Origin of the sequence: Acinetobacter schindleri CIP 107287, assembly GCF_000368625.1 — a bacterium.
In the GTDB taxonomy this organism is placed as follows: Bacteria; Pseudomonadota; Gammaproteobacteria; order Pseudomonadales; family Moraxellaceae; genus Acinetobacter; species Acinetobacter schindleri.
In genome coordinates this window covers 46,437-67,846 of record NZ_KB849576.1, presented here as the reverse complement: position 1 = coordinate 67,846, position 21,410 = coordinate 46,437, and the positions used below count along the sequence as shown (strand labels likewise).

24 protein-coding genes are annotated in these 21,410 nt (G+C 43.7%); 6 read left to right on the top strand and 18 right to left on the bottom strand.

Annotated features, from left to right (window positions below; genetic code table 11):
* Positions 1-101 precede the first annotated feature (101 nt).
* The 6 genes from F955_RS07935 to F955_RS07910 form a co-directional block, all read right to left on the bottom strand.
* Entirely contained in the window at positions 102-983 is an 882-nt protein-coding gene (locus tag F955_RS07935) for a metal-dependent hydrolase (protein WP_004893311.1), read from the bottom strand.
* Positions 984-1,195: 212 nt separating this feature from the next.
* On the bottom strand, positions 1,196-2,386 hold the full coding sequence (tuf, locus tag F955_RS07930) for an elongation factor Tu (RefSeq protein WP_004811166.1): 1,191 nt from the start codon (positions 2,384-2,386) through the stop codon (positions 1,196-1,198).
* A 93-nt stretch (positions 2,387-2,479) separates the two neighbouring features.
* Positions 2,480-4,615: an elongation factor G gene (gene fusA / locus F955_RS07925; protein WP_004811169.1), complete on the bottom strand. Its 2,136-nt coding sequence runs from the start codon at positions 4,613-4,615 to the stop codon at positions 2,480-2,482.
* A 130-nt stretch (positions 4,616-4,745) separates the two neighbouring features.
* Positions 4,746-5,216, bottom strand: coding sequence for a 30S ribosomal protein S7 (gene rpsG / locus F955_RS07920; RefSeq protein WP_004279240.1), 471 nt, complete (start codon positions 5,214-5,216; stop codon positions 4,746-4,748).
* Positions 5,217-5,398: 182 nt separating this feature from the next.
* On the bottom strand, positions 5,399-5,773 hold the full coding sequence (gene rpsL, locus F955_RS07915; protein WP_004648013.1) for a 30S ribosomal protein S12: 375 nt from the start codon (positions 5,771-5,773) through the stop codon (positions 5,399-5,401).
* Between the two features lie 169 nt (positions 5,774-5,942).
* On the bottom strand, positions 5,943-7,445 hold the full coding sequence (locus F955_RS07910) for an EcsC family protein (protein ID WP_004893310.1): 1,503 nt from the start codon (positions 7,443-7,445) through the stop codon (positions 5,943-5,945).
* Positions 7,446-7,721: 276 nt separating this feature from the next.
* On the opposite strand from F955_RS07910, the gene F955_RS07905 reads away from it, so the two are divergent.
* Positions 7,722-8,951, top strand: coding sequence for a beta-ketoacyl synthase N-terminal-like domain-containing protein (locus F955_RS07905; RefSeq protein WP_004811172.1), 1,230 nt, complete (start codon positions 7,722-7,724; stop codon positions 8,949-8,951).
* A 23-nt stretch (positions 8,952-8,974) separates the two neighbouring features.
* Positions 8,975-9,427 (top strand): CopD family protein, encoded by a 453-nt coding sequence (locus F955_RS07900; protein ID WP_004893309.1) that lies wholly within the window; start codon positions 8,975-8,977, stop codon positions 9,425-9,427.
* 64 nt (positions 9,428-9,491) lie between these two features.
* On the opposite strand, the gene F955_RS07895 is transcribed toward F955_RS07900, so the two are convergent.
* From F955_RS07895 to F955_RS07880, 4 genes are all read right to left on the bottom strand, one after another.
* Positions 9,492-10,919: an amino acid permease gene (locus tag F955_RS07895; protein ID WP_004893307.1), complete on the bottom strand. Its 1,428-nt coding sequence runs from the start codon at positions 10,917-10,919 to the stop codon at positions 9,492-9,494.
* Positions 10,920-11,070: 151 nt separating this feature from the next.
* Positions 11,071-11,430 (bottom strand): RidA family protein, encoded by a 360-nt coding sequence (locus tag F955_RS07890; protein WP_076754866.1) that lies wholly within the window; start codon positions 11,428-11,430, stop codon positions 11,071-11,073.
* A gap of 27 nt (positions 11,431-11,457) precedes the next feature.
* On the bottom strand, positions 11,458-12,591 hold the full coding sequence (alr, locus tag F955_RS07885; protein WP_004893305.1) for an alanine racemase: 1,134 nt from the start codon (positions 12,589-12,591) through the stop codon (positions 11,458-11,460).
* A gap of 23 nt (positions 12,592-12,614) precedes the next feature.
* On the bottom strand, positions 12,615-13,874 hold the full coding sequence (locus tag F955_RS07880) for a D-amino acid dehydrogenase (protein ID WP_004893304.1): 1,260 nt from the start codon (positions 13,872-13,874) through the stop codon (positions 12,615-12,617).
* Between the two features lie 139 nt (positions 13,875-14,013).
* Between F955_RS07880 and F955_RS07875 the strand changes: the two genes are divergently transcribed.
* Positions 14,014-14,481 (top strand): Lrp/AsnC ligand binding domain-containing protein, encoded by a 468-nt coding sequence (locus tag F955_RS07875; protein ID WP_004811183.1) that lies wholly within the window; start codon positions 14,014-14,016, stop codon positions 14,479-14,481.
* 72 nt (positions 14,482-14,553) lie between these two features.
* Here the strand turns inward: F955_RS07875 and lysM are convergent, their stop codons facing one another.
* From lysM to F955_RS07845, 6 genes are all read right to left on the bottom strand, one after another.
* The gene (gene lysM, locus F955_RS07870; protein WP_004811186.1) at positions 14,554-15,060 is read right to left on the bottom strand and encodes a peptidoglycan-binding protein LysM; all 507 of its coding nucleotides are present in this window, start codon (positions 15,058-15,060) and stop codon (positions 14,554-14,556) included.
* A gap of 184 nt (positions 15,061-15,244) precedes the next feature.
* On the bottom strand, positions 15,245-15,481 hold the full coding sequence (acpP, locus tag F955_RS07865) for an acyl carrier protein (RefSeq protein ID WP_004893297.1): 237 nt from the start codon (positions 15,479-15,481) through the stop codon (positions 15,245-15,247).
* A gap of 86 nt (positions 15,482-15,567) precedes the next feature.
* On the bottom strand, positions 15,568-16,302 hold the full coding sequence (gene fabG / locus F955_RS07860) for a 3-oxoacyl-ACP reductase FabG (protein WP_004893296.1): 735 nt from the start codon (positions 16,300-16,302) through the stop codon (positions 15,568-15,570).
* Entirely contained in the window at positions 16,299-17,285 is a 987-nt protein-coding gene (gene fabD, locus F955_RS07855) for an ACP S-malonyltransferase (protein ID WP_004893294.1), read from the bottom strand. Before fabD ends, fabG begins: the two co-directional genes overlap by 4 nt.
* Positions 17,286-17,519: 234 nt before the next feature.
* Positions 17,520-17,702, bottom strand: a complete 183-nt coding sequence (rpmF, locus tag F955_RS07850; protein WP_004279227.1) for a 50S ribosomal protein L32 — start codon at positions 17,700-17,702, stop codon at positions 17,520-17,522.
* A gap of 77 nt (positions 17,703-17,779) precedes the next feature.
* Positions 17,780-18,337, bottom strand: coding sequence for a YceD family protein (locus tag F955_RS07845; RefSeq protein WP_004811191.1), 558 nt, complete (start codon positions 18,335-18,337; stop codon positions 17,780-17,782).
* Positions 18,338-18,436: 99 nt separating this feature from the next.
* On the opposite strand from F955_RS07845, the gene F955_RS07840 reads away from it, so the two are divergent.
* The 3 genes from F955_RS07840 to F955_RS07830 all read left to right on the top strand — a co-directional run bounded on the left by F955_RS07840 (position 18,437) and on the right by F955_RS07830 (position 20,106).
* On the top strand, positions 18,437-19,099 hold the full coding sequence (locus tag F955_RS07840; protein ID WP_004893293.1) for an elongation factor P hydroxylase: 663 nt from the start codon (positions 18,437-18,439) through the stop codon (positions 19,097-19,099).
* Positions 19,100-19,185: 86 nt separating this feature from the next.
* A complete protein-coding gene (locus tag F955_RS07835; RefSeq protein ID WP_004893292.1) occupies positions 19,186-19,803 on the top strand; it encodes an L-threonylcarbamoyladenylate synthase in 618 nt (205 codons plus the stop codon).
* Between the two features lie 36 nt (positions 19,804-19,839).
* Positions 19,840-20,106, top strand: coding sequence for a hypothetical protein (locus tag F955_RS07830; protein ID WP_004893290.1), 267 nt, complete (start codon positions 19,840-19,842; stop codon positions 20,104-20,106).
* A gap of 13 nt (positions 20,107-20,119) precedes the next feature.
* Here the strand turns inward: F955_RS07830 and F955_RS07825 are convergent, their stop codons facing one another.
* Together F955_RS07825 and F955_RS07820 are read right to left on the bottom strand one after the other, a co-directional pair.
* Positions 20,120-20,581 carry a hypothetical protein gene (locus F955_RS07825; protein ID WP_004893289.1) on the bottom strand — a complete coding sequence of 154 codons (462 nt, stop codon included), beginning with the start codon at positions 20,579-20,581 and terminating at the stop codon, positions 20,120-20,122.
* 18 nt (positions 20,582-20,599) lie between these two features.
* Positions 20,600-21,199, bottom strand: a complete 600-nt coding sequence (locus tag F955_RS07820) for a hypothetical protein (RefSeq protein ID WP_004893288.1) — start codon at positions 21,197-21,199, stop codon at positions 20,600-20,602.
* Between the last annotated feature and the right edge of the window lie 211 nt (positions 21,200-21,410).

Here is a 21,410-nt window from a genome sequence, read left to right as displayed (position 1 = left end):
CGTTCATCTATCAATAAAAATCTCCTGCGCATTATAGAAACTTTATGCTGAAAATCGAGTAAAAAAAAGAGCGATTTCAATCGCCCTATTTTAGTGTCAGATTAAAGACCAAGTTTGCCTTTCCAGTGTGCCAGCAAACTGTGTGTGTCATGGTCATTTGGATGGAAACCCGGCTTGAAGTACATCGCCATTTCACGCCCCATACCAGTAATTATACCTTTGGACGGACTATAACCATATTCGTAAATGTCCTTGAGGGATTCCAGGTTTAACTGACGATCTTCCTTCAGCAGACGCATGACAAAATAGCTTTGTACAAAGAACAAAGTCACCATAGCGATCACCAGTGAACTGGTACGTAACAGATATGACTTTAAGCCTTTTCCAAACACGCCTTCAAACACGTCATAGGCCACAGCTTTATGCTCATTTTCTTCAATGGCATGCCATAACCACATGGTCTTCATGGTGTCATCTTTCATCAGTTCCTGAATATGACTATTGGTCAACAACTGAGAGGCAATGGTCGCAGTAAAATGTTCAAGTGCGGTCGTTGCAGTCAAATCTACCATTTCCTGAGTAATTCCCACAGGCTTGGCTAATTTTGCCATGACTTTACGCGTTGTTTGAATGACTTTATCCGTATAACGATCCAAGGTATCAACATCATGGCCGTATTTTTGCGCTGAGGCATTGAAGCCGACATGTTCCTGGGTATGCATCGCTTCTTGCCCAATGAAAGCAGAGATTTCTTTTTGCAGTACTTCATTGTCTTTAAGCTTGGGATGATTACGTACCGCACGCACACTGTCGATAAAGAATTTTTCACCTGCGGGAAACAAGGCAGACAATGCTGTCATAAAATGAGTCAGCCCGGCTGAACCATTCATCCAGTATTCTGGAACCTGTTCAAAATCAAAGTTCATGCGACGTACAGGAAAACTTGCACCGGCACGATGAGTAATTTTTACTTCAGCATTCATATAACGCCTCCTGACAGATCTTCTCGACCTGGCCCCTATTTTTCTATTTTCTTATTGGTATCTTACTCAGTTATCTGCTTGACATCATTGCAGTTAAGGTCAGCTGAATATCACTTTAGGACAGCGCTCTAATTTTGTTAGACAATTTATTTTTCACTTTAGATAAACAAAAAAAGCGTCCCAAAGGGACGCTTTTTTTACACAATCAGTGATTATGCAGTAACGCGAGATACTACACCAGCACCAACTGTACGACCACCTTCACGGATCGCGAAGCGTAAGCCTGCGTCCATTGCGATCGGGTGGATCAGCTCTACTGACATCTCAACGTTGTCACCAGGCATAACCATCTCAACGCCTTCTTTAAGCGCGATCGCACCAGTTACGTCAGTTGTACGGAAATAGAACTGTGGACGGTAACCGTTAAGGAATGGAGTATGACGACCACCTTCTTCTTTAGAAAGTACGTATACTTCTGCGTCGAATTTAGTGTGCGGCTTGATTGTACCTGGTTTAGCAAGTACTTGACCACGTTGTACGTCTTCACGCTTAGTACCACGAAGAAGAACACCACAGTTCTCGCCCGCACGACCTTCGTCAAGAAGTTTACGGAACATTTCAACGCCAGTTACAGTTGTTGTTTGTGTATCACGGATACCAACGATTTCAACTGACTCACCAACTTTAACAATACCAGTCTCAACACGGCCAGTTACTACTGTACCACGACCTGAGATTGAGAATACGTCTTCGATTGGCATCAAGAATGCTTGGTCGATTGCACGTTCTGGTTCTGGGATGTAAGAGTCAAGCGCTTCAACAAGAGCTTCAACTGCAGCTTCGCCATATTGACCAGCGTCGCCGTTAAGCGCAAGAAGAGCTGAACCACGGATAACTGGAGTGTCATCACCTGGGAAGTCATAAGTAGAAAGAAGTTCACGAACTTCCATTTCAACTAGCTCAAGAAGCTCTTCGTCGTCTACAAGGTCGCATTTGTTCAAGAATACAACGATGTAAGGTACACCTACCTGACGAGAAAGAAGGATGTGTTCACGAGTTTGTGGCATTGGACCATCAGTCGCAGCACATACAAGGATCGCGCCGTCCATCTGAGCAGCACCAGTAATCATGTTTTTAACATAATCGGCGTGGCCCGGGCAGTCTACGTGAGCGTAGTGACGAGTTGGAGAATCGTATTCTACGTGAGAAGTGTTAATGGTAATACCACGTGCTTTTTCTTCTGGTGCAGAGTCAATTGCAGCGTAGTCTTTCGCTTCACCACCGAATTTCTTCGCACATACAGTTGCAATCGCAGCTGTTAAAGTTGTTTTACCATGGTCAACGTGACCAATTGTGCCCACGTTAACGTGTGGCTTATTACGTTCGAACTTAGCCTTAGCCATGAGATCTTCCTTTTTGAACTGCTCATGCAGGATCACTGCATGAGCGCTTGGTTTTTAACTATGAATTAGTTTGGGCTTATAGTAATCGAAAGATTACTCGTCGTCACCTTTTTTACCGCCAGACTGGAACTTAGCGATGATGCCTTCAGCCACATTACGTGGAGTTTCAGCATATTTAGCAAATTCCATAGAGTAAGTCGCACGACCTTGAGACATAGAACGCATATGAGTTGCATAACCGAACATCTCAGCAAGTGGAACTTCAGCTTTAATTGCTTTAGTACCACCAGGTAGATCGTCCATACCCTGAACCATACCACGACGACGGTTTAAGTCACCCATGATATCGCCCATGTAGTCTTCTGGAGTTTCTACTTCAACTTTCATGATAGGTTCAAGAAGAACAGGATCTGCTTTCATGAAACCGTCACGGAAGGCATAAGAACCAGCCATCTTGAACGATAATTCGTCAGAGTCGACATCATGGTAAGAACCATCGAACAATGTCGCTTTGATGCCAACTACTGGATAACCAGCAAGGACACCATTCTTCATACGTTCTTGGATACCTTTGTCAACTGCACCGAAGAATTCTTTAGGTACTACACCACCTACAACTTCTTCAGCGAATTCGTATTCTTTACCAGCTTCAGGATCAAGCGGTTCTAAACGTACGTATACGTGACCGAATTTACCTTTACCACCAGTTTGACGTACGAACTTACCTTCTTGCTCAACAGTCTTTTTGATTGTTTCGCGGTAAGCAACCATTGGTTTACCAATGTTCGCTTCAACGTTGAATTCACGTTTCATACGGTCAACGATGATGTCAAGGTGAAGCTCACCCATACCAGCAATAATGGTTTGACCAGATTCTTCGTCAGTACGAACGCGGAATGATGGATCTTCCTTAGCCAAACGACCTAAAGCGATAGACATTTTTTCTTGGTCAGCTTTAGTTTTTGGTTCAACAGCCAATGCAATTACTGGCTCTGGGAATTCCATACGTTCTAGAGTGATGATGTTTTTCTCATCACATAGTGTATCACCAGTAGTTACGTCTTTAAGACCTACACACGCAGCGATGTCACCAGCACGGATTTCTTCAACGTCTTGACGATCGTTCGCGTGCATTTGCACGATACGGCCGATACGTTCACGTTTAGATTTAACCGGGTTATAAACAGAATCACCTTGTTTAAGAACACCAGAGTAAACACGTACGAAAGTTAAGTTACCTACGAATTTGTCGTTCATGATTTTGAACGCAAGCGCAGAGAACGGAGCTTCGTCAGATGCTTCACGAATCGCTTTAGTTTCAGCTTTGTCGTCAAGAACACCTTCAATCGCTTTAACTTCTGTAGGTGATGGCAAGAATTCAATTACTGCGTCCAACATACGTTGAACACCTTTGTTTTTGAACGCTGTACCACAAAGCATTGGTTGAATTTCACAAGCCAATGTTTGAACACGTAGACCAGCAACGATTTGTTCTTTAGTCAAATCGCCATTGTTCAAGTATTCGTCCATTAACTCTTCAGAAGCTTCAGCAGCAGCTTCAACCATGTTTGTACGCCATTCTTCAGCAGTTTCTTGAAGATCAGCAGGGATTTCGCCGTACTCGAACTTCATACCTTGTGAAGCTTCGTCCCAAATGATCGCTTTCATTTCGATCAAGTCGATAACGCCTTGGAAGTTTTCTTCAGCGCCAACAGGGATTACTACAGGTACAGGGTGCGCACCAAGACGTGTTTTCATTTGTTCAACAACACGGAAGAAGTTTGCACCAGTACGGTCCATCTTGTTCACGAATGCTAAACGAGGCACTTGGTATTTGTTAGCTTGACGCCATACAGTTTCAGACTGAGGTTGTACACCACCTACAGCACAGTAAACCATACATGCACCATCAAGAACACGCATAGAACGCTCAACTTCGATTGTGAAGTCAACGTGTCCCGGGGTATCAATTACGTTGATACGGTGTTCTGGGAACTGCTTAGACATACCTGACCAGAATGTAGTGGTAGCAGCAGAAGTAATGGTGATACCACGTTCTTGCTCTTGCTCCATCCAGTCCATTGTTGCTGCGCCATCATGTACTTCACCAATTTTGTGAGATACACCTGTGTAGAACAAGATACGTTCAGTAGTTGTGGTCTTACCCGCATCGATGTGCGCAGAAATACCAATATTACGATAACGAGAAATTGGGGTTTGACGAGCCATGATCTCTTGCATTCCTAAATTTTGTTGTTTAAAACAGGACGCTTTAAGTTGCTAGCAACTTAAAGCGCTTTGATGACAATTGGGTAAAACCCATATCATCACCGTCCTGATAAGGGCCTGTTTTATTTGCTTAGAAACGGTAGTGAGAGAAGGCTTTGTTGGCTTCAGCCATACGGTGCACATCTTCACGTTTTTTAACCGCTGCGCCTTTACCTTCAGATGCATCAAGCAACTCACCAGCAAGACGTAAAGCCATAGTTTTTTCAGAACGCTTAGCAGCAGCATCTACTAACCAACGCATAGCCAAGGCAGTACGACGGGATGGGCGCACTTCCATAGGTACTTGGTATGTAGCACCACCAACACGGCGTGCTTTTACTTCGACCATAGGGCGAACTTTTTCAAGAGTAGTCTCGAAAAATTCAACCGGATCTACTTTAGATTTTTCTTGAACGCGGTCTAAAGCACCGTAAACGATACTTTCAGCAATAGATTTTTTACCATCTTGCATTACGTGGTTCATGAATTTAGCGATTGTTTGGCTACTGAATTTCGGATCCGGAAGGATTTCACGAGCAGCGACTACGCGACGTCTTGGCATTTTAAACTACCTATAAATATGACACTTCAGGTTTATCCAGCATTAGCACAAAGTGTCATGTGCATTCGCTGGCCTTACTACACGTCGCTTGAATTTCACAAAATTAAATGCAGAAATCAGACAAGCGAGACGATAAAGGATTGCAGTTCTAGCGAACTAAGAAGTTAATCTCGAAAGATCAATTATTTCTTAGGACGTTTAGTACCGTATTTAGAACGAGACTGGTTACGATCTTTAACACCAGCACAGTCTAAAGAACCACGAACGGTATGGTAACGTACACCTGGTAAGTCTTTAACACGACCACCACGGATAAGAACAACACTGTGCTCTTGCAGGTTATGGCCTTCACCACCGATGTAGCTAGAAACTTCAAAACCTGAAGTTAAGCGAACACGGCAAACTTTACGCATTGCTGAGTTAGGTTTTTTAGGTGTAGTTGTGTAAACACGTGTACAAACACCACGGCGCTGTGGACAAGCCTTCAACGCAGGAACTTTAGATTTTTCAATCAAAGTCGTACGACCCTTACGGATCAACTGATTTGTTGTTGCCATTTGGCAATTCTCCCGTTAATAAAAAGCCCCAAAAACTACTACTTTTTGAGGGCATGCAATTGTAAGTCAAGATGCAAAATTGGTCAACATGATAGAAGCAGGCAAATCCACATCCGCTCTTGCTTACAATTGCTTATTACTTTCATATCCTTACTATTTTTCTTACAGATTAATCTGCATCTTTTGTAACATCTTCCGTTGATTTTTTAGCAGAAGATTTTGTCGCTTTTTTTGGCTTTTGCTGTGCAGTTTCCGTATCTGCTTCGCTCTGATCATTTTTAGTATCAGCGGCAGCGACTTCAGCCTCGTCTGTGACATCGCCCTCAGCTTCTGCTTGCGCAAGCGTATCTTCGATATCTTCAGGTGCCGGCTCACTCAGTGCTGGTTGCTGTACATGCTTATCCGCAACCGGTTCTACCAACTTATCAGCTAATGAATCCAAGCCTTCACTGACCTCTTCATCTTTTGCTTCATCTGTGACTTGAGAATCTGTCTTTTTCAGCACTTTTACCTGAGTAATATGATCATTCCCTTCAATCGGAATCTCTTTATCTAAAATTAACTCATCTCCGGTATGACCATTTTTCTTGATATTTTCCAGTAGTTTTGGTGCAGCCTGTTGCAGCAATGCTTTAGATTTTTCATAGGCCTCTAAAACAGAAACAGAGCTGTCACGATGCTGTAGCAGATATTGACGTGCATTCGAGAACACATCCTGCGCTTTCTGATTAACATCCTCGACAAAACGGCGACTGTATACTGCGCCTACCCCAGCACCCGCTAACGGTACCAATTTAGATAGTTGTTCAATCAGGGAAACTTTCGGTATATGGTTTATCCATTCCCATTTCGATTGACCATCTTCCTGATGCAGAAATTTACGTAGCAGCTCAGTATCATTACTTGAACCCAACATGGCTTGTAACTGGGAAATGTCATGGGTTTTTAAAGTAGCACCTAGCGCTCTTAAGCCCAACAATACAGTTTGCTTTTCTGCAATCAGACTCAGATCAATCTGACGGAAGATATGCTGCACGATATCCTGATCTTCTTCTTTACTTAAGTCAAAGCCATAAGAACGGCCGACCTGATAAATAGTACGCAGCGCCAGCACCAAAGATGCAGGAATATCCACTGCTGTACCAATTACCCCAGTTGCCCCTGAGAATGCACCTTGAACTGCAGCAATCCATTTATTCTGTTCACCGAACGCTTGAGAAATGCGCTTAGAACGATCGACATCCTGGGTGAGTTCTTCCAGATCACGCACTCCCGCTTCATCGAGAACGGCATCTACTGAACTGATGTCATTGGTAAACTGATTCAGATGATCAAAGAAATAATCTGACACTTTTTCGCTAAACTTGGGCGAAATGAAATGCGTAACATTATTCACTGTATTGAAATGACGGCCAAACAACTGGCGCGATACACTCGGTAGATGTTCACGTAACATCTCCTGTGGATTGTCGTATTTTTTTGATTCAAATGGACTCTTGGCTTGAGCTGCGCCATTGACCACCTTATCTACATTCAGCGCTTGTGTGACCTTCGAAACTGAATCAGGTGCAACATGGTTGAATAGATCCAAACCTGTTGTACTGAACTTTTTCGCCACTCCAAACGCACTGGAGATGAAGCCATTTGATTGTTTATTATTGGTATTTGTCATTCCTTACCTCAGCGTGCACGTGCTTGTATTTTGTATAAATACTAGGTGCTAGCAGCGTTTATCTCAACCTTATTCTGTTTCATTTAGTAATCCCTCTGTGTAGGAATCTCTATTCGAATGTACAGCGTACTGGGCATAACATTTGCCATAAGATTTCAAAAATCTTTCTGTTATGATGTTCCTCATTGTGAACAATGGGTCAGCACCATATTTAACGCTTGATGAAAACGCTAAATATCTCCCCTGACCATAAAGATGAACTATAAGGATCTGTAGATGAAACGTGTTGTCATCACTGGTATGGGTATTAACTCATGCATCGGAAATACATTGGAAGATGTAACTCACTCTTTACAAAACGGGATTTCAGGCACACGTTTAAATCCAGTCTATGCTGAACTAAACTTTAAAAGTCATGTCAGCGCGGCTGCTGAGCAGGATTTTGACAATATCGACCGTCGTCTCAAACGCTTTATGGGTGTTTGTGCCATGTATGCCTACAATTCGGCAATTGCAGCGGTTGAGCATGCTGGTCTGAAACCGGAAGATTTGGCGGGCAACCCACGCTATGGTATTGCAGGCGGCTCAGGCGGTAACTCAACAGCATCTGTAATAGAAATGGCGAAATTACTCGAAGAAAAAGGTGCACGTAAAATTGGCCCGTTCTTCGTACCACGTAATATGTCAAATACCATTACAGCCAACGTTGGTGTAGCGCTTAAACTTCAAGGTATTGCTCACTCAATTACCAGCGCATGCGCAACTTCTGCTGATGCGATTGGTTATGCCTATAACCTGATTCAATTGGGTAAACAGGACTTGATGCTTGCCGGTGGCGGTGAAGAAGATCACTGGTCTCAAAGCTTGCTGTTTGATGCGATGGGTGCACTGTGTTCGAAATACAATGACACACCTGAAACTGCATCCCGTCCATATTCAGCAGACCGTGACGGTTTCGTGATTGCTGGCGGTGGCGGCTTCGTGGTGCTTGAATCCCTTGAACACGCTCAAGCACGTGGTGCCAATATTCTTGCGGAAGTCGTAGCTTATGCAGCGAACTCTGATGGTGCCGATATGGTTGCGCCAAGTGGTGAAGGTGCAACGCGTTGTGTATTGATGGCTTTAGAAGAAGCAAAACAGCATGGTGTAGACAAGATTGACTATGTAAATACGCATGGTACCTCTACTCCAGCAGGCGATATTACAGAACTTAAGGCAATGGAACGTGCGTTTGGTGAAGGCCAGGTTCCTTCACTCAGCTCGACCAAGTCTATGACAGGTCACAGCCTGGGTGCTGCTGGCGTTCAAGAAGCAATTTATTCAGTTCTGATGATGCAAAATGACTTTATTGCGCCAAACATCAACGTGACTGAACTGGATGAAGGTGCGAAACCGTTTGATATCGTGCTTGAAAAACGTGACGCAAAATTGAATACTGTGATGAGTAACAGTTTCGGTTTCGGCGGCGTAAATGCCTGTCTCATCTTCAAAAAATGGGAAGGCTAAGCTGCCCAATTTAGGGTGACTTGATGGATGCTCCTTCTGATGCTTTCCTTTGGGTAAAAGCATTACATATTATTGCAGTGGTTTGCTGGTTCGCGGCTTTGTTCTACTTACCACGTTTATATGTTTATCATGCCATGAGCGAAGATGCCGTAAGTCATCAACGCTTTGAAGTCATGGAGCGTAAGCTGTACCGTGGCATCATGTGGCCAGCCATGCTGGCCACCCTGATTACAGCACACTTTCTGGTGGATTGGGGTGATGCAACACGTCATTATCATGAAGCCTTATGGTTCTACCTTAAAGTCGGCCTGGTCGGCTTATTGGTGATTTACCATCTGGTCTGTGGTTATTACCGCAAGAAGCTGATTGATAATGCCCATTACAAGTCGCACAAGTTTTGGCGTTATTTTAATGAGATGCCAACCCTGCTCTTATTTGCAGTGGTGATTCTGGTGGTGGTTAAACCTACCTTCTAGTTTAGCTACTCAATAAAAAATCCCCGATCATTCGGGGATTTTTTTATGTCTTAGATTCTAAAATTTACATCTCTACCTGAAGCTTACGAACTCTCGGCAGATACAACACACGATAGGTCACCGCCAGAATCAACAGCCATAACGGACTGATCATCAAGGCTTTCAAGGTATCTGGTTCCAGACTCAAAATCACCAACGCAAAGAACAGGAATGCCAGCACGATATAAGACATCCACACCCCGCCCGGCATTTTAAAGGTCGAAGCAGTATGTTTTTCCGGTTGCTGCTTACGGTAACGGATATAGCACACCATGATGATGCTCCAGATACTGATAAACAGGATCACACAGAGTGAGCTCGCCAGGGTAAAGGCTTCCATCGTATTCGGTACAAAATACTGGAATGCTGCACCCAGCAGAATAAAAGTACAGGAGAACATCAGACCTTTCGCCGGAACTGCTCGGCTCGACAGGTGCGCCAAGGCTTGCGGTGCCTGACCACCCCGCGCCAGACCAAACAGCATCCGACTGGTGGAGAATACGCCACTGTTCATCGAAGACATCACGGAAGACAAGACCACAAAGTTCATGATAATGGCGGACGTTGGAATCCCCGCATATAAGAACAGGCTGATGAACGGACTCTGATCCGCGGGAATCTGGCTCCATGGCGTGACTGCCATAATCACCAGCAATGACAATACGTAGAACAGAATGATACGGGTTGGAATCGCATTGACGGCTTTAGGTAAATTCTTTTCCGGATCTTTGGTTTCAGCTGCCATGGTACCTAGCAGCTCCACCCCCACAAAAGCAAACATCGCGATCTGGAAACCTGCCAGGAAACCAGTCGCACCTTTCGGAAACAGCCCATCTGACCAGACATGACTAAAGCTGGCCGTCGCACCACTTGGTGCTTGAAAACCGCTAAAGACCATATAGCCACCAACAAAAATCAGGCCAATAATTGCCAGAATCTTGATCAGGGCAAACCAGAATTCAATCTCACCAAAGAGTTTTACTGTCACCAGGTTAATACCCAAAATCAAGAGCACACAGGCAGCGCTGATCAGCGCCTGTCCCATCGGGGTAAAGACTGTACCCTCGGGTAACCAGAAATTCAGGTAGTTAATAATCGCAGCCAGATCAGCAATACCAACCAGAACCCAGCCCAACCAGTACGACCAGCCAATGTAATAGCCTGCACCCGGACCAATCAGATCATGCGCCATATCGATAAAAGACTTGTACTGCAAATTCGACAGCAGCATTTCACCAAGAGCACGCATTAAAAAGAAAAACATTCCGCCAATGATCATATAGATCAGCAGGATCGAAGGGCCAGCCAAGGCGATGGTCTTCCCCGAACCCATAAACAGGCCGGTACCGATACAGCCGCCAATGGCAATCAGTTGTAAATGCCGATTAGATAACTTGCGTTGTAGCTCATGTTGCGACGGCGCTGCGTCATCTCTAGAGGGTGTAGTATTCATCTTCAGTTCCTTTTTCGCATCAGGCTCTTGCCCACCTGATCAGATTTCCTCCTGAAATCCTGATTCAGATGTAGTTTCATTTAAAAAGTTAAATGATTGGGTCTGATGTTCTTACAAAATTAAGTTGGGAGATCTTAAATATCAGAAGCTCTTAAGGCTGTGCTGCAATCACTGCAATTTCAATCAGCCAGTCTGGATTGACCAGATCCGCCTGAATAGTGGCACGTGCCGGAGTGTCATGACCTTGCAGCCATTCCACCCAGAGTTGGTTTACGTTGTTAAAGTCAGCTAAATGCTTGATAAATAATTGCGCCGAAAGCAACCGGCTTTTATCAGTATTTGCCAGCGCAAGCAGTTCATCAATCTTGGCAAAGACCTCCAAGGTCTGTCCGTGTATATCCAGATCGGTACGTGTTGGCACCTGCCCTGATAAATACACGGTCTTGTTGTGAATAGTGGCAGCACTCATCACCTGATTGCTGCGGATACGTTGAATATCGCTATGTTCCATCATAAATTTTCCTCTCCATTTTTTCCGTTAATGGGTCAATATTGAATTTCCGGTTTCAACCTGTACTGGCACACGAGCGGTAATGCCGCACATCAACTCATAGCCCACTGTTCCTGATCCTGCTGCAACTTCATCAATTGGCAGCACTGTGCCGTGGGTCGACCGCCCCCAGAGCACTACTTCACTACCAATGTTCGTTTGAGGAAGTTCAGTCAGATCAACTGTCAGCATATCCATACTGACCCGGCCAATCGTCTGGGTTCTGACGCCATCTACCAGCACGGGCGTACCGGTCTGGCTGATACGCTGATAACCATCCGCGTAACCACAAGCCACAACACCAATTCGCATCGCCTGCTCCGCAATAAAGTTAGAGCCATAACCCACACTTTGCCCAGCCTGAATATCTTGAATAGCAATGATTTCACTGCGTAAGCTCATACTTGGTTGGAGATTCCAGTCTTGAATACTATGGCTTGGATAATCTGGTGAACTGCCATAGAGCATGATGCCGCTACGTACAATATCGGAATGCAAGCTTTGATGATGGCGTAGAATGGCCGCACTATTACTGAGTGAGGTTTTAGCCTCAAGCCCCTGAATGGTCTGGCTAAAAATCAGGTTTTGATGTTCAATGCCATCCAATCCAAAACGCTCGCCATCCGCATCGGAGAAATGGGTCATATGCGTCATTGAGCGTACATTTTCGAACTGGCTTAACTGTTGCCAAACATCTGCATATTCATGCAGCTGAAAACCTAAACGGTTCATGCCGCTGTTCATTTTCAAGAACACATCAAACTGTGCATCTGGGGCTATTTCGGCAAACTGTTTCAGCCATTGCACTTGATACCGAGAATGAATGGCAAAGCTCATGTCATGCTTCACACATGCAAATAAATCCGCTAGCGCAAAAATACCTTCGAGCAACAGCAGTGGTTTTTTGCATCCCAGTGCACGTAGCCGCTTGCCTTCTTCAATATCCAGAAAAGCAAAACCGTCTGCAGACTGAAATGCAGCATAAACCCGTTCAATGCCATGACCATAGGCATTGGCTTTGAGCACAGCATACACTTCAGCATTCGGAGCAGAAGCTTTAGCAATATTCAGGTTATGCTGCAATGCATCTAAATGCACTACAGCTTGAATTGGACGTGGCATAGATTCTTCCTTGAAACAGTAATTTAAGCCGCGTGTGAATAGCGTCCGAGTGACAGCCCTTCCGTGCTAATCTCGGTTTTATGATCCAGCACAATATCGCTGATTAACTTGCCCGAACCACAGGCCATGGTCCAACCCAAAGTGCCATGTCCGGTATTCAGGAACAGGTTTTTAAAACGGGTTTTTCCAATAATTGGGGTACTGTCTGGGGTCATTGGACGTAACCCCGTCCAGAAGCTGGCTTCAGCCAAATTACCACCCGGGAACAATTCCTGAGTGACCATTTCCAACGTGGCACGGCGATTGTCTTTTAAATTATGGTTAAAGCCACTTAGCTCAGCCATACCGCCAACACGAATGCGCTGGTCAAAGCGAGTGATGGCAATCTTATAGGTCTCATCCAGCACCGTAGATTGCGGCGCAAAATCGGCATCAACGATTGGAATCGTGAGTGAATAGCCTTTTACTGGATAAACTGGTAAATCCAGATGCAACGGTTTCAAGAAATCACGTGAATAACTACCAAATGCCAGCACGTATTTGTCCGCAGTGAATATCTGACCATTGACGACAACACCTTTAATTTCATTGCCCTCAGTTAGCAGATGTTCCACATTCTGGTTAAACTTGAACTGTACTCCCAATTCTTTGGCAACATTGGCTAAGGCGTTGGTAAATAGATAGCAATCACCGGTTTCATCATTGGGTAAATGTAAGCCACCGACCAGTTTATCTTGAGCATGTGCCAAGGCAGGTTCAACTTTTGCCAAATCAGCTCCCAGTAACAATTCATGCGGCACACCACACTCTTGCAATACAGCAATATCACGTTGCACCATATCCAACTGGGCTTCATTACGAAATACCTGTAAAGTACCTTTGGAACGATGCTCATAGCTGATCCCGGTTTCTTTACGCAATTCACGTAAGCAGTCACGGCTATATTCAGCCACACGAGTCATACGTTCTTTGTTAATGGCATAGCTGGCTGGATTACAGTTTTTCAGCATTTGCGCCATCCAGTTCAACTGCCACATGCTGCCATCTAAATTGATAGCCAAGGGTGCGTGATGCTGAAACATCCATTTCACCGCTTTAAATGGAATGCCAGGTGCTGCCCACGGTGTCGAGTAACCTGGAGAGATTTGGCCTGCATTACCAAAACTGGTTTCTTCAGCAGGGCCAGTCTGACGGTCAAGTACAGTAACTTCTGCACCCTGCTGTGCCAGATAATAGGCACTTGCCACACCGATTACACCACTACCTAAGACCAAAACACGCATTGCCTCACCCTCAAAATCCTTCTAGTTGATTTAACTAGTATATTTTTGGATCAATAGTTAATTTCACTGTTTTAAAGTAATATATTCAGTGAATCCACTAGATTTCTCGCGTGATTTTAAAAAATTAAGGGAATAATGAATGCGCAAATTAGACCGTATTGATCGCATGATTCTGGATATTCTGCAACGAGATGGCCGGATTGCCATTAGCGAGCTGGCAGCTCGGGTGAACCTATCCACCACTCCGTGCTCTGAGCGTGTGAAGCGACTGGAACGTGATGGTATTATCATGGGCTATTACGCCCGACTCAATCCAGAAAAGCTGGAACGCAATTTACTGGTCTTTCTTGAAATCAAACTTTCAGCCAAATCCGGTGATGTATTTGAGCAGGTCGCACGAGACCTGAGTGAAATTCCTGAAGTACTGGAATGCCATTTGATTTCTGGAGATTTTGATTATCTGGTCAAAGCGCGCCTGAAAGAGATGAGTGCTTATCGCCGCCTGCTGGGCGATCTATTAAAGAAACTACCTTCTTCCGCCTCTTCACACAGTTATGTGGTGATGGAGGAAGTAAAAGAGACGCTATATCTGGATGTCGGTATTTAATACTCTAGTTATCGACAATAACAACAAAGCTCCCAAAAGGAGCTTTGTTGTTAATCTGAAAGTTCAAAAATATTAATCAGGAATACGCAGTACCTGACCTGGGAAAATATCATCAGCATCTTTTAATAATGGACGGTTGGCTTCAAAAATCTTATTGTATTGATTGGCATCGCCATAAAATTCTTTAGAAATTTTTGACAAACTGTCGCCTGATTTTACCGTGTAGAATTTACTTTCCGGTTCAGGGCTGCTCACAGTCAACTGATCATCCACTTTGGCCACATGATCAATATTTCCTACCGCGAGAATAATTTTTTCACGATCGGCCTGATTTTGTACCTGCCCACGCACAGTTGCCAGATCAGAAGTAGAGTTATAGCTAATCGACAAACCTTTAATTGGCAACCCTAAACTTTTAACATGACCCAATAACTTGTTGGCAATTTCTTGTGCCGATGGCTCTGCCGGAGCTGCTTTAGGCGCAGCCGCAGGTGCTTGTTGTGCAGCAGGTGTCTGTTGCGGTTCTGCCGCTGCGGTATTTTTCTTACCAATACCTTTTACAAAATCAAAAATACCCATGGAAGACTCCCTTATTGTTGTCTGATTTTTTATCTCCCTATTGTTTATAGCGGAATTCACCTAAACAGAAGTTAATCATTGGTAAGCTTCCTGTTAATGAATGTAAGTTACCATTAAGAAAAACACAGGCACAAAAAAACCACCTTGCGGTGGTCTTTAGGTTCAGCAAAGCTGAAAATCAGCATTAACCAAGTTTTTTAGAAACGTAGTCGATCGCAGATTGAACAGTTGTGATTTCGTTAGAATCTTCATCAGGAATAGTGATGTCGAAGTCATTTTCGAAAGACATAACAAGTTCAACCAGGTCTAGAGAGTCAGCACCTAAGTCATCCATGAAAGATGCTTCGTTTTTAATCTCTTCGACTTTGATACCAAGTTGTTCTGCAACCGCTTGTTTAACGCGTTGTTCGATATCGCTCACAGGAATTCTCCTCATTGCTTGTGGCGTTTTTAATGCCGTTAGTTTAATTGAATCTATAAAATTTGGAAAGTTAATACATGTGCCGTTTAGCTCATGTATAAACCACCATTAACGTGAATGACTGTACCTGTAATGTAACTGGCTTTGTCCGATGCCAGGAAACTTACGGCATTCGCGATATCTTGTGGATCACCTAAACGGTTTAAAGCCACTTGATCACTCATTTTTTTGCGAATTTCTTCACTTAACTGTTCAGTCATTTCAGTTGCGATAAAGCCAGGTGCAACAGCATTGACTGTAATCTGACGACTACCCATTTCTTTAGCCAGACTGCGACCAAACGCCTCAATACCTGCTTTGGCAGCTGAATAGTTCGCCTGACCTGGGTTAGCAAAATGCGCCACCACAGAACTGATATTAATGATACGGCCGAAACGTGCCTTAGTCATACCTTTCAGCACACGTTTAGATAAACGATAAACGGCTTTCAGATGGATGTTTAAAATATCATCCCAGTCGTCTTCCGACATGCGTAATAACAGGTTGTCTTTGGTAATACCAGCATTGTTCACTAACGCAAGAACTGGACCATAGTTCTGTTCAATTTCAGTCACCAGTGCATCAATGGCTGCACCATCACGCACATCAAGGACCTTACCTGCACCATTTTCAGAAAACTGTGCAGATAGTTTCTCAGCGCCAGCTTCAGAAGTGGCAGTTCCTACCACAAAGTAGCCATCCTGAATGAGTTGTTGTGCAATTGCAGCACCAATGCCGCGGCTTGCACCTGTCACCAAGGCAACTTTACGTTCCTGTGTCATGCAATTTTCCCTTCTGCCACCAATACGGTGTTTAATGCATCTTCCAGACGGGATTGAGTATCCAGTGGAAGTGCTTTTTCGATATTTGGTAAACGTTTTGCCATATTGGCAAGTACATTCCCCGGACCGCATTCCACGATATATGCAATACCTTCGTCTTGAAGGAACTGCAGGGTTTTGGTCCACTGTACAGATTCATACAATTGCGCAGTCAGTGCCTGACGTAATGCATTCACATCTGTTACAATTTCTGCGCCCACATTTTGTATTACAGGAATACGTGGTAGCTCAATGGCAGTTTGTTCCAAAGCCGTAGCAAACTGTTCAGCCGCAGGTTTCATCAGTGAACAGTGGGATGGAACAGATACAGGCAATGCGATCGCTTTAGCACCATTTTCTTTTGCCAGTTCAATTACCGCATCAACACGATCTTTGTTCCCTGCAACAACAACTTGACCTTTGGCATTGTAGTTAGCTGCTTCAACCGAACCTTCACCGGCTGCTGTTGCCTGTGCACAAAGTTCAACAACCTGAGCATCTTCCAGTCCTAGAATTGCCGCCATTGCACCGACACCTTGTGGGACTGCATCTTGCATCAGCTTACCGCGCAGGTTGACCAGTTTCACTGCATCACCCAGGCTTAACGCACCCGCCGCAACCAGCGCACTGTATTCACCTAAAGAATGGCCAGCCAGATACTTTGGTGCAACACCACCCAGTTCCAGCCATACACGCCATAATGCAATCGATGCAGTCAGAAGAACCGGTTGAGTGAATTCAGTCTGATTCAGACCTTCACCACTTTGTGCAATCTGCCACAGATCGAAGCCTACTGCTTCAGATGCCTCGGCAAATGTGTCACCTACACTACTAAACTGCTCAGCCAGTTCAGCGAGCATGCCCGCCTTCTGCGATCCCTGACCCGGGAATACAAATGCAGTTTTGGTTGCCTGAGCTGCTTGCTCGAGTTGTTTAGCAGACATAATAAAATCCTTTCAATTAAGAGGCGCTAATCTTCACAGAATTGATGAAAATTAACAGCTAAATACCACCTAACTCATTGTGGAGCGCAATTTAGCACGTAATTTTGGCTGGGGTAATTGCCAAATACAACAAAAAGCCCGACTTTATTAAAGCGCCTAAAAGTGACAGACAAAAAAAAGGGAGCTTAACGCTCCCATTTTTTCTATCAAGCTTGACGCTTAATACATCATTAATTATTCAGCAGATGCTTTAGCGAATAATTGACGACCACGGTAGATACCATCTTTAGATACGTGGTGACGACGATGAGTTTCACCAGTAGCTTGGTCTACAGTTAATGCATTCTCAGTTAAAGCGTCATGTGAACGGCGCATGTCACGGCGAGAGCGACTTTTACGGTTTTGCTGAACGGCCATGATGGCTCCTTACAAATATCGAAAAAATGGATCAGAACAAATTCGATTGTCTTATACGTATAAGTATAACACAAAAATTAGTTAAGTTTACCCTTCAAAGCTGCCAAAACTTCAAACGGATTGTCCCGTTTTTCTTCAACAACTTCTTCTTGAGCGGGTTGGTGCTTATGCTCACAAACATCATGCTTAGGAGACAACGGCATCAACAATAACAATTCATCTTCTATGAGTGCCAGTAAATCAGCGGTGGCAGGTGCATCATATGAACCTTTCGTCGTTGCTTCACTTTCACCTAAGACGATGAAATCAGCATCCTCATCCAAGCGCTCTATCAGTGATTCGTCATCCACAAGGGCAAGATGAAAATCTGAAACGAGTTCAATCTCAACGGTTTCCAGACAACGCTGGCATTCCATTGGAACTTTCGTTTCAACATGGCCATCTAGCCACACAATGCGATGATAAGCATCCATTGATAGCTTACAGTCTATGTTAATCAATTGATCATCAATTGATCCAACAGCTTCACGAGCAATACGAACAAAGCGGGATAAAGGCAGTTGACCTGACCATTTAAAGCCCTGTTCAGCCCATTTAAACGGCTCAATCTGTGCCGGAAAGGTATTTGCTGACATAATTAAGGCGGCAATTCTACAAATTCATCAGAACTCTGTCAAAGATTAAGATACAATTTTGTACTTATTTTTAGACAGACCAATTGGGTAATTTCAGTCATGCATCTGTTGCAGCCGCAAACAGAAGTGAATGTTTCATCACTCGTTAGCACACTTTCAACTCTGGATTCTGACAGCTCACTACAGCAAGTGCAACGCTTACCGTGGGCGAATGTATCGCCAGAAGCAGAACAGGTTGATTGGCTCATCTTACACTTTAATCACTGGTTTTCCCACCTAAATGTCACATTAGTCCGTGGTGATTTTGAACCAGAATATTTCCCGGCTACTGAAGATACCCCTGCCCGCATTCAATTTGCGCATGGTTTCTTCAATAGTGCCCTGCATGAGATCAGCCATTGGACTATTGCCGGTGATAAGCGTCGTCTATTGCCAGATCTGGGCTACTGGTATGCGCCAGATGGCCGCACCCAGGAACAGCAAGCTTTATTTGAACAGGTAGAAGTCAAGCCCCAGGCGATTGAATGGATGTTTGCCAAAGCCTTTGGGCGTAAATTTTGCGTGTCTTTAGACAACCTGACCGGTGAAGGCGGCAATGGCAGCAGCTTTAAAGATAATGTCTATGCACAGGTACAGCGTTATTTTAGTGGTGAAGCCAAACTACCGCGTGATGCAAAACGTTTTATTGATTGTATCTGTGCCTGCACACGGAATGGCAAAAGTTTACAATCCGACGAATTTATTCGTGAAATGCTTGATTAAATTATACAAATTTATCGTTATTGAGATTGCATGTCCGTCGTAGGCAATCTCATAATAAAGTCAGCACAGAATCGGAGACAGAGTTTATGTTGCATTTACGCGTACACCCAGATAATCCCCAACCACGTTTGATCAGTCAGGCCGTGGAACGTATCCGTGCCGGCGATGTAATTGTTTATCCGACTGATGCCGCTTATGCAATTGGTTGCCAGATCGGAAATAAAAATGCCATGGAGCGCATTGCCCAAATTCGTGGTCTAGGCCCTAAGCACCAATATGCCATTCTCTGCTGTGACTTGTCGGACATTGCGACCTATGCCAAAGTGGACAATGCCGTATATCGTTTGCTGAAAAATAATACGCCTGCTGTCACTACTTTTATTCTGCCAGCCACCAGTGAAGTACCTAAACGTTTAATGCATCCGAAGAAAAAAACCATCGGTTTACGTATCCCAAGTAATCCCGTGTGTCAGATGCTGCTTCAAGAACTGGGTGAACCCCTGTTGACCTCAACCCTGATCCTGCCAGATCAGACTGATCCAATGGATGATCCATACGAGATTGAAATGCAGCTCGGCAAACGCATCGATGTATTTATTGATAGTGGCCTAGGTACATTAAGCACAACTTCTATCGTGGATTTATCGGGTGATCAGCCTGAAGTGATTCGCCGTGGTGTCGGTGATGTAAGTGCTTTTGAATAATTAAAACGTTTTAATTCAGTTTCAGGAGGAAATAAAGTGAATCTGTTTTATCTCCTTCTAAACTTGAATGAGTTTCCTGCCAATCATCTGATCTACGTCGAACGGCCTTGGACATTAGAATCTAAGGCAATTTCTATCGAAAAGAATTCTAAGCCTGTCTTAAGTCTGAATATCGACAATATTGAGTACCAGTATTTTCTTGAAGTTGCGATGACAAGAAAACTGCTGAACATTTATTCAACAAATAATCTCTGTCTAGCAGACACCTGCCAGCGAATAATTGAATATGCGTTAAAGCAGTAGGACCACAACATATTTATAACTGACTCAAAGTCATAAAATTTGGGCAATCTGCTAGTATCTGTTTATGCTCAAACACAGCCTTGCCAAATTTATTTTGAATGGTATAGCTGGATGAAACCTGATCTTCTTCAAGAACCGTTATATAGGCTTTTACCAAATCTGGCTCTTGACCTTGTAACTGATCAACCTGCATACAACCAAGTTGTCGTACATGGCTTTGGATTTCTGCCGGTAATTGATTATCCGCGAAAGTGGTGAGTTTCATGTAGGTAATAATATTCGGATACTGATTCAGTATATCTCCAGAGATGGGCAGACCACTATTTTCCAGTCGCTGTTGAGTCTGTGCATCCATGTGTACCTGTTTTAGATTATCTCGTGCCTGCTGTTGAAACTTATGCTCCCAATACTTTTCAGTTCCGAAAAATAGTCCGGCAATCACTAAAAGGCCAACAACAACAAATTTTATATTCATATTTTTATCCGTAGGATTTTAACTTAAAGGTTGCGCAGCCTCTTCCGAAACCGATGCAGCAAGTGCAACCATGTCTACTGGGGTATTCTTTTGAGGTGGTGGGATATATTCTTCCCCAGCTTTTAATGCTCTCACTTGTAAAAAACTTGGACAATCCAACAGCTTTTGCTGATGTTGCATCATGTCCGTACCAAATTTATTTTTGACATTCATATGAAAAACTATTTGATCTTCTTCAATCACATTTAAGACGGCAGTTCGAGACTTGTAATCAAAGTTTTGAAACGCCTCTACAGAATTACAGGCTATGTTTTTGACATTCTGTTCACTCTTTACAGAAAGTTTTTTATTTTCATTTTCAAGCCAGCGTGTATAAAAGCGAATATTCGGATACTGATCCAGAATTGTAAGCTCTACCTTTTCTCTTTGAAGTATGGGTTGATACTTCGCTTCTAAATCGGCAAATCTACCTGATTGAAGCTGCTGACGTGTTTGGTCTTCAAGTTGCATCATTTCATATTTGGGATAACCCCAAAATACCCCAAGCCAATCACGGCAATAAGTACCAGCATAATAGGCATATTGATCACCCGTCCTGTTTTTAGTTGTTTTATTCATCAGTATATTTTTCTGAGATATTAGAATACTTTTTGAACGATAGATATATGTTTTTAAGGTTTATTTTTAAAACTTTTACTTTTTAATTACTGCTAAAGAATGATTTTTCCTGATCTAATTTTTAATATTTGTCAATGCTCATGATCGATCTTAAGGGTTGCAAACTCAACTGGAGCTTAACCTTATTTCTCTGAACCCTTAATTCAGAAAG

Excerpts from the sequence above, each read along its gene's own strand:
- F955_RS07935 (WP_004893311.1), bottom strand. The coding sequence starts at position 983 with ATGAATGCTGAAGTAAAAATTACTCATCGTGCCGGTGCAAGTTTTCCT.
- tuf (WP_004811166.1), bottom strand. The coding sequence starts at position 2,386 with ATGGCTAAGGCTAAGTTCGAACGTAATAAGCCACACGTTAACGTGGGC.
- fusA (WP_004811169.1), bottom strand. The coding sequence starts at position 4,615 with ATGGCTCGTCAAACCCCAATTTCTCGTTATCGTAATATTGGTATTTCT.
- rpsG (WP_004279240.1), bottom strand. The coding sequence starts at position 5,216 with ATGCCAAGACGTCGCGTAGTCGCTGCTCGTGAAATCCTTCCGGATCCG.
- rpsL (WP_004648013.1), bottom strand. The coding sequence starts at position 5,773 with ATGGCAACAACAAATCAGTTGATCCGTAAGGGTCGTACGACTTTGATT.
- F955_RS07910 (WP_004893310.1), bottom strand. The coding sequence starts at position 7,445 with ATGACAAATACCAATAATAAACAATCAAATGGCTTCATCTCCAGTGCG.
- F955_RS07905 (WP_004811172.1), top strand. The coding sequence starts at position 7,722 with ATGAAACGTGTTGTCATCACTGGTATGGGTATTAACTCATGCATCGGA.
- F955_RS07900 (WP_004893309.1), top strand. The coding sequence starts at position 8,975 with ATGGATGCTCCTTCTGATGCTTTCCTTTGGGTAAAAGCATTACATATT.
- F955_RS07895 (WP_004893307.1), bottom strand. The coding sequence starts at position 10,919 with ATGAATACTACACCCTCTAGAGATGACGCAGCGCCGTCGCAACATGAG.
- F955_RS07890 (WP_076754866.1), bottom strand. The coding sequence starts at position 11,430 with ATGGAACATAGCGATATTCAACGTATCCGCAGCAATCAGGTGATGAGT.
- alr (WP_004893305.1), bottom strand. The coding sequence starts at position 12,591 with ATGCCACGTCCAATTCAAGCTGTAGTGCATTTAGATGCATTGCAGCAT.
- F955_RS07880 (WP_004893304.1), bottom strand. The coding sequence starts at position 13,874 with ATGCGTGTTTTGGTCTTAGGTAGTGGTGTAATCGGTGTGGCAAGTGCC.
- F955_RS07875 (WP_004811183.1), top strand. The coding sequence starts at position 14,014 with ATGCGCAAATTAGACCGTATTGATCGCATGATTCTGGATATTCTGCAA.
- lysM (WP_004811186.1), bottom strand. The coding sequence starts at position 15,060 with ATGGGTATTTTTGATTTTGTAAAAGGTATTGGTAAGAAAAATACCGCA.
- fabG (WP_004893296.1), bottom strand. The coding sequence starts at position 16,302 with ATGACACAGGAACGTAAAGTTGCCTTGGTGACAGGTGCAAGCCGCGGC.
- fabD (WP_004893294.1), bottom strand. The coding sequence starts at position 17,285 with ATGTCTGCTAAACAACTCGAGCAAGCAGCTCAGGCAACCAAAACTGCA.
- rpmF (WP_004279227.1), bottom strand. The coding sequence starts at position 17,702 with ATGGCCGTTCAGCAAAACCGTAAAAGTCGCTCTCGCCGTGACATGCGC.
- F955_RS07845 (WP_004811191.1), bottom strand. The coding sequence starts at position 18,337 with ATGTCAGCAAATACCTTTCCGGCACAGATTGAGCCGTTTAAATGGGCT.
- F955_RS07840 (WP_004893293.1), top strand. The coding sequence starts at position 18,437 with ATGCATCTGTTGCAGCCGCAAACAGAAGTGAATGTTTCATCACTCGTT.
- F955_RS07835 (WP_004893292.1), top strand. The coding sequence starts at position 19,186 with ATGTTGCATTTACGCGTACACCCAGATAATCCCCAACCACGTTTGATC.
- F955_RS07825 (WP_004893289.1), bottom strand. The coding sequence starts at position 20,581 with ATGAATATAAAATTTGTTGTTGTTGGCCTTTTAGTGATTGCCGGACTA.
- F955_RS07820 (WP_004893288.1), bottom strand. The coding sequence starts at position 21,199 with ATGAATAAAACAACTAAAAACAGGACGGGTGATCAATATGCCTATTAT.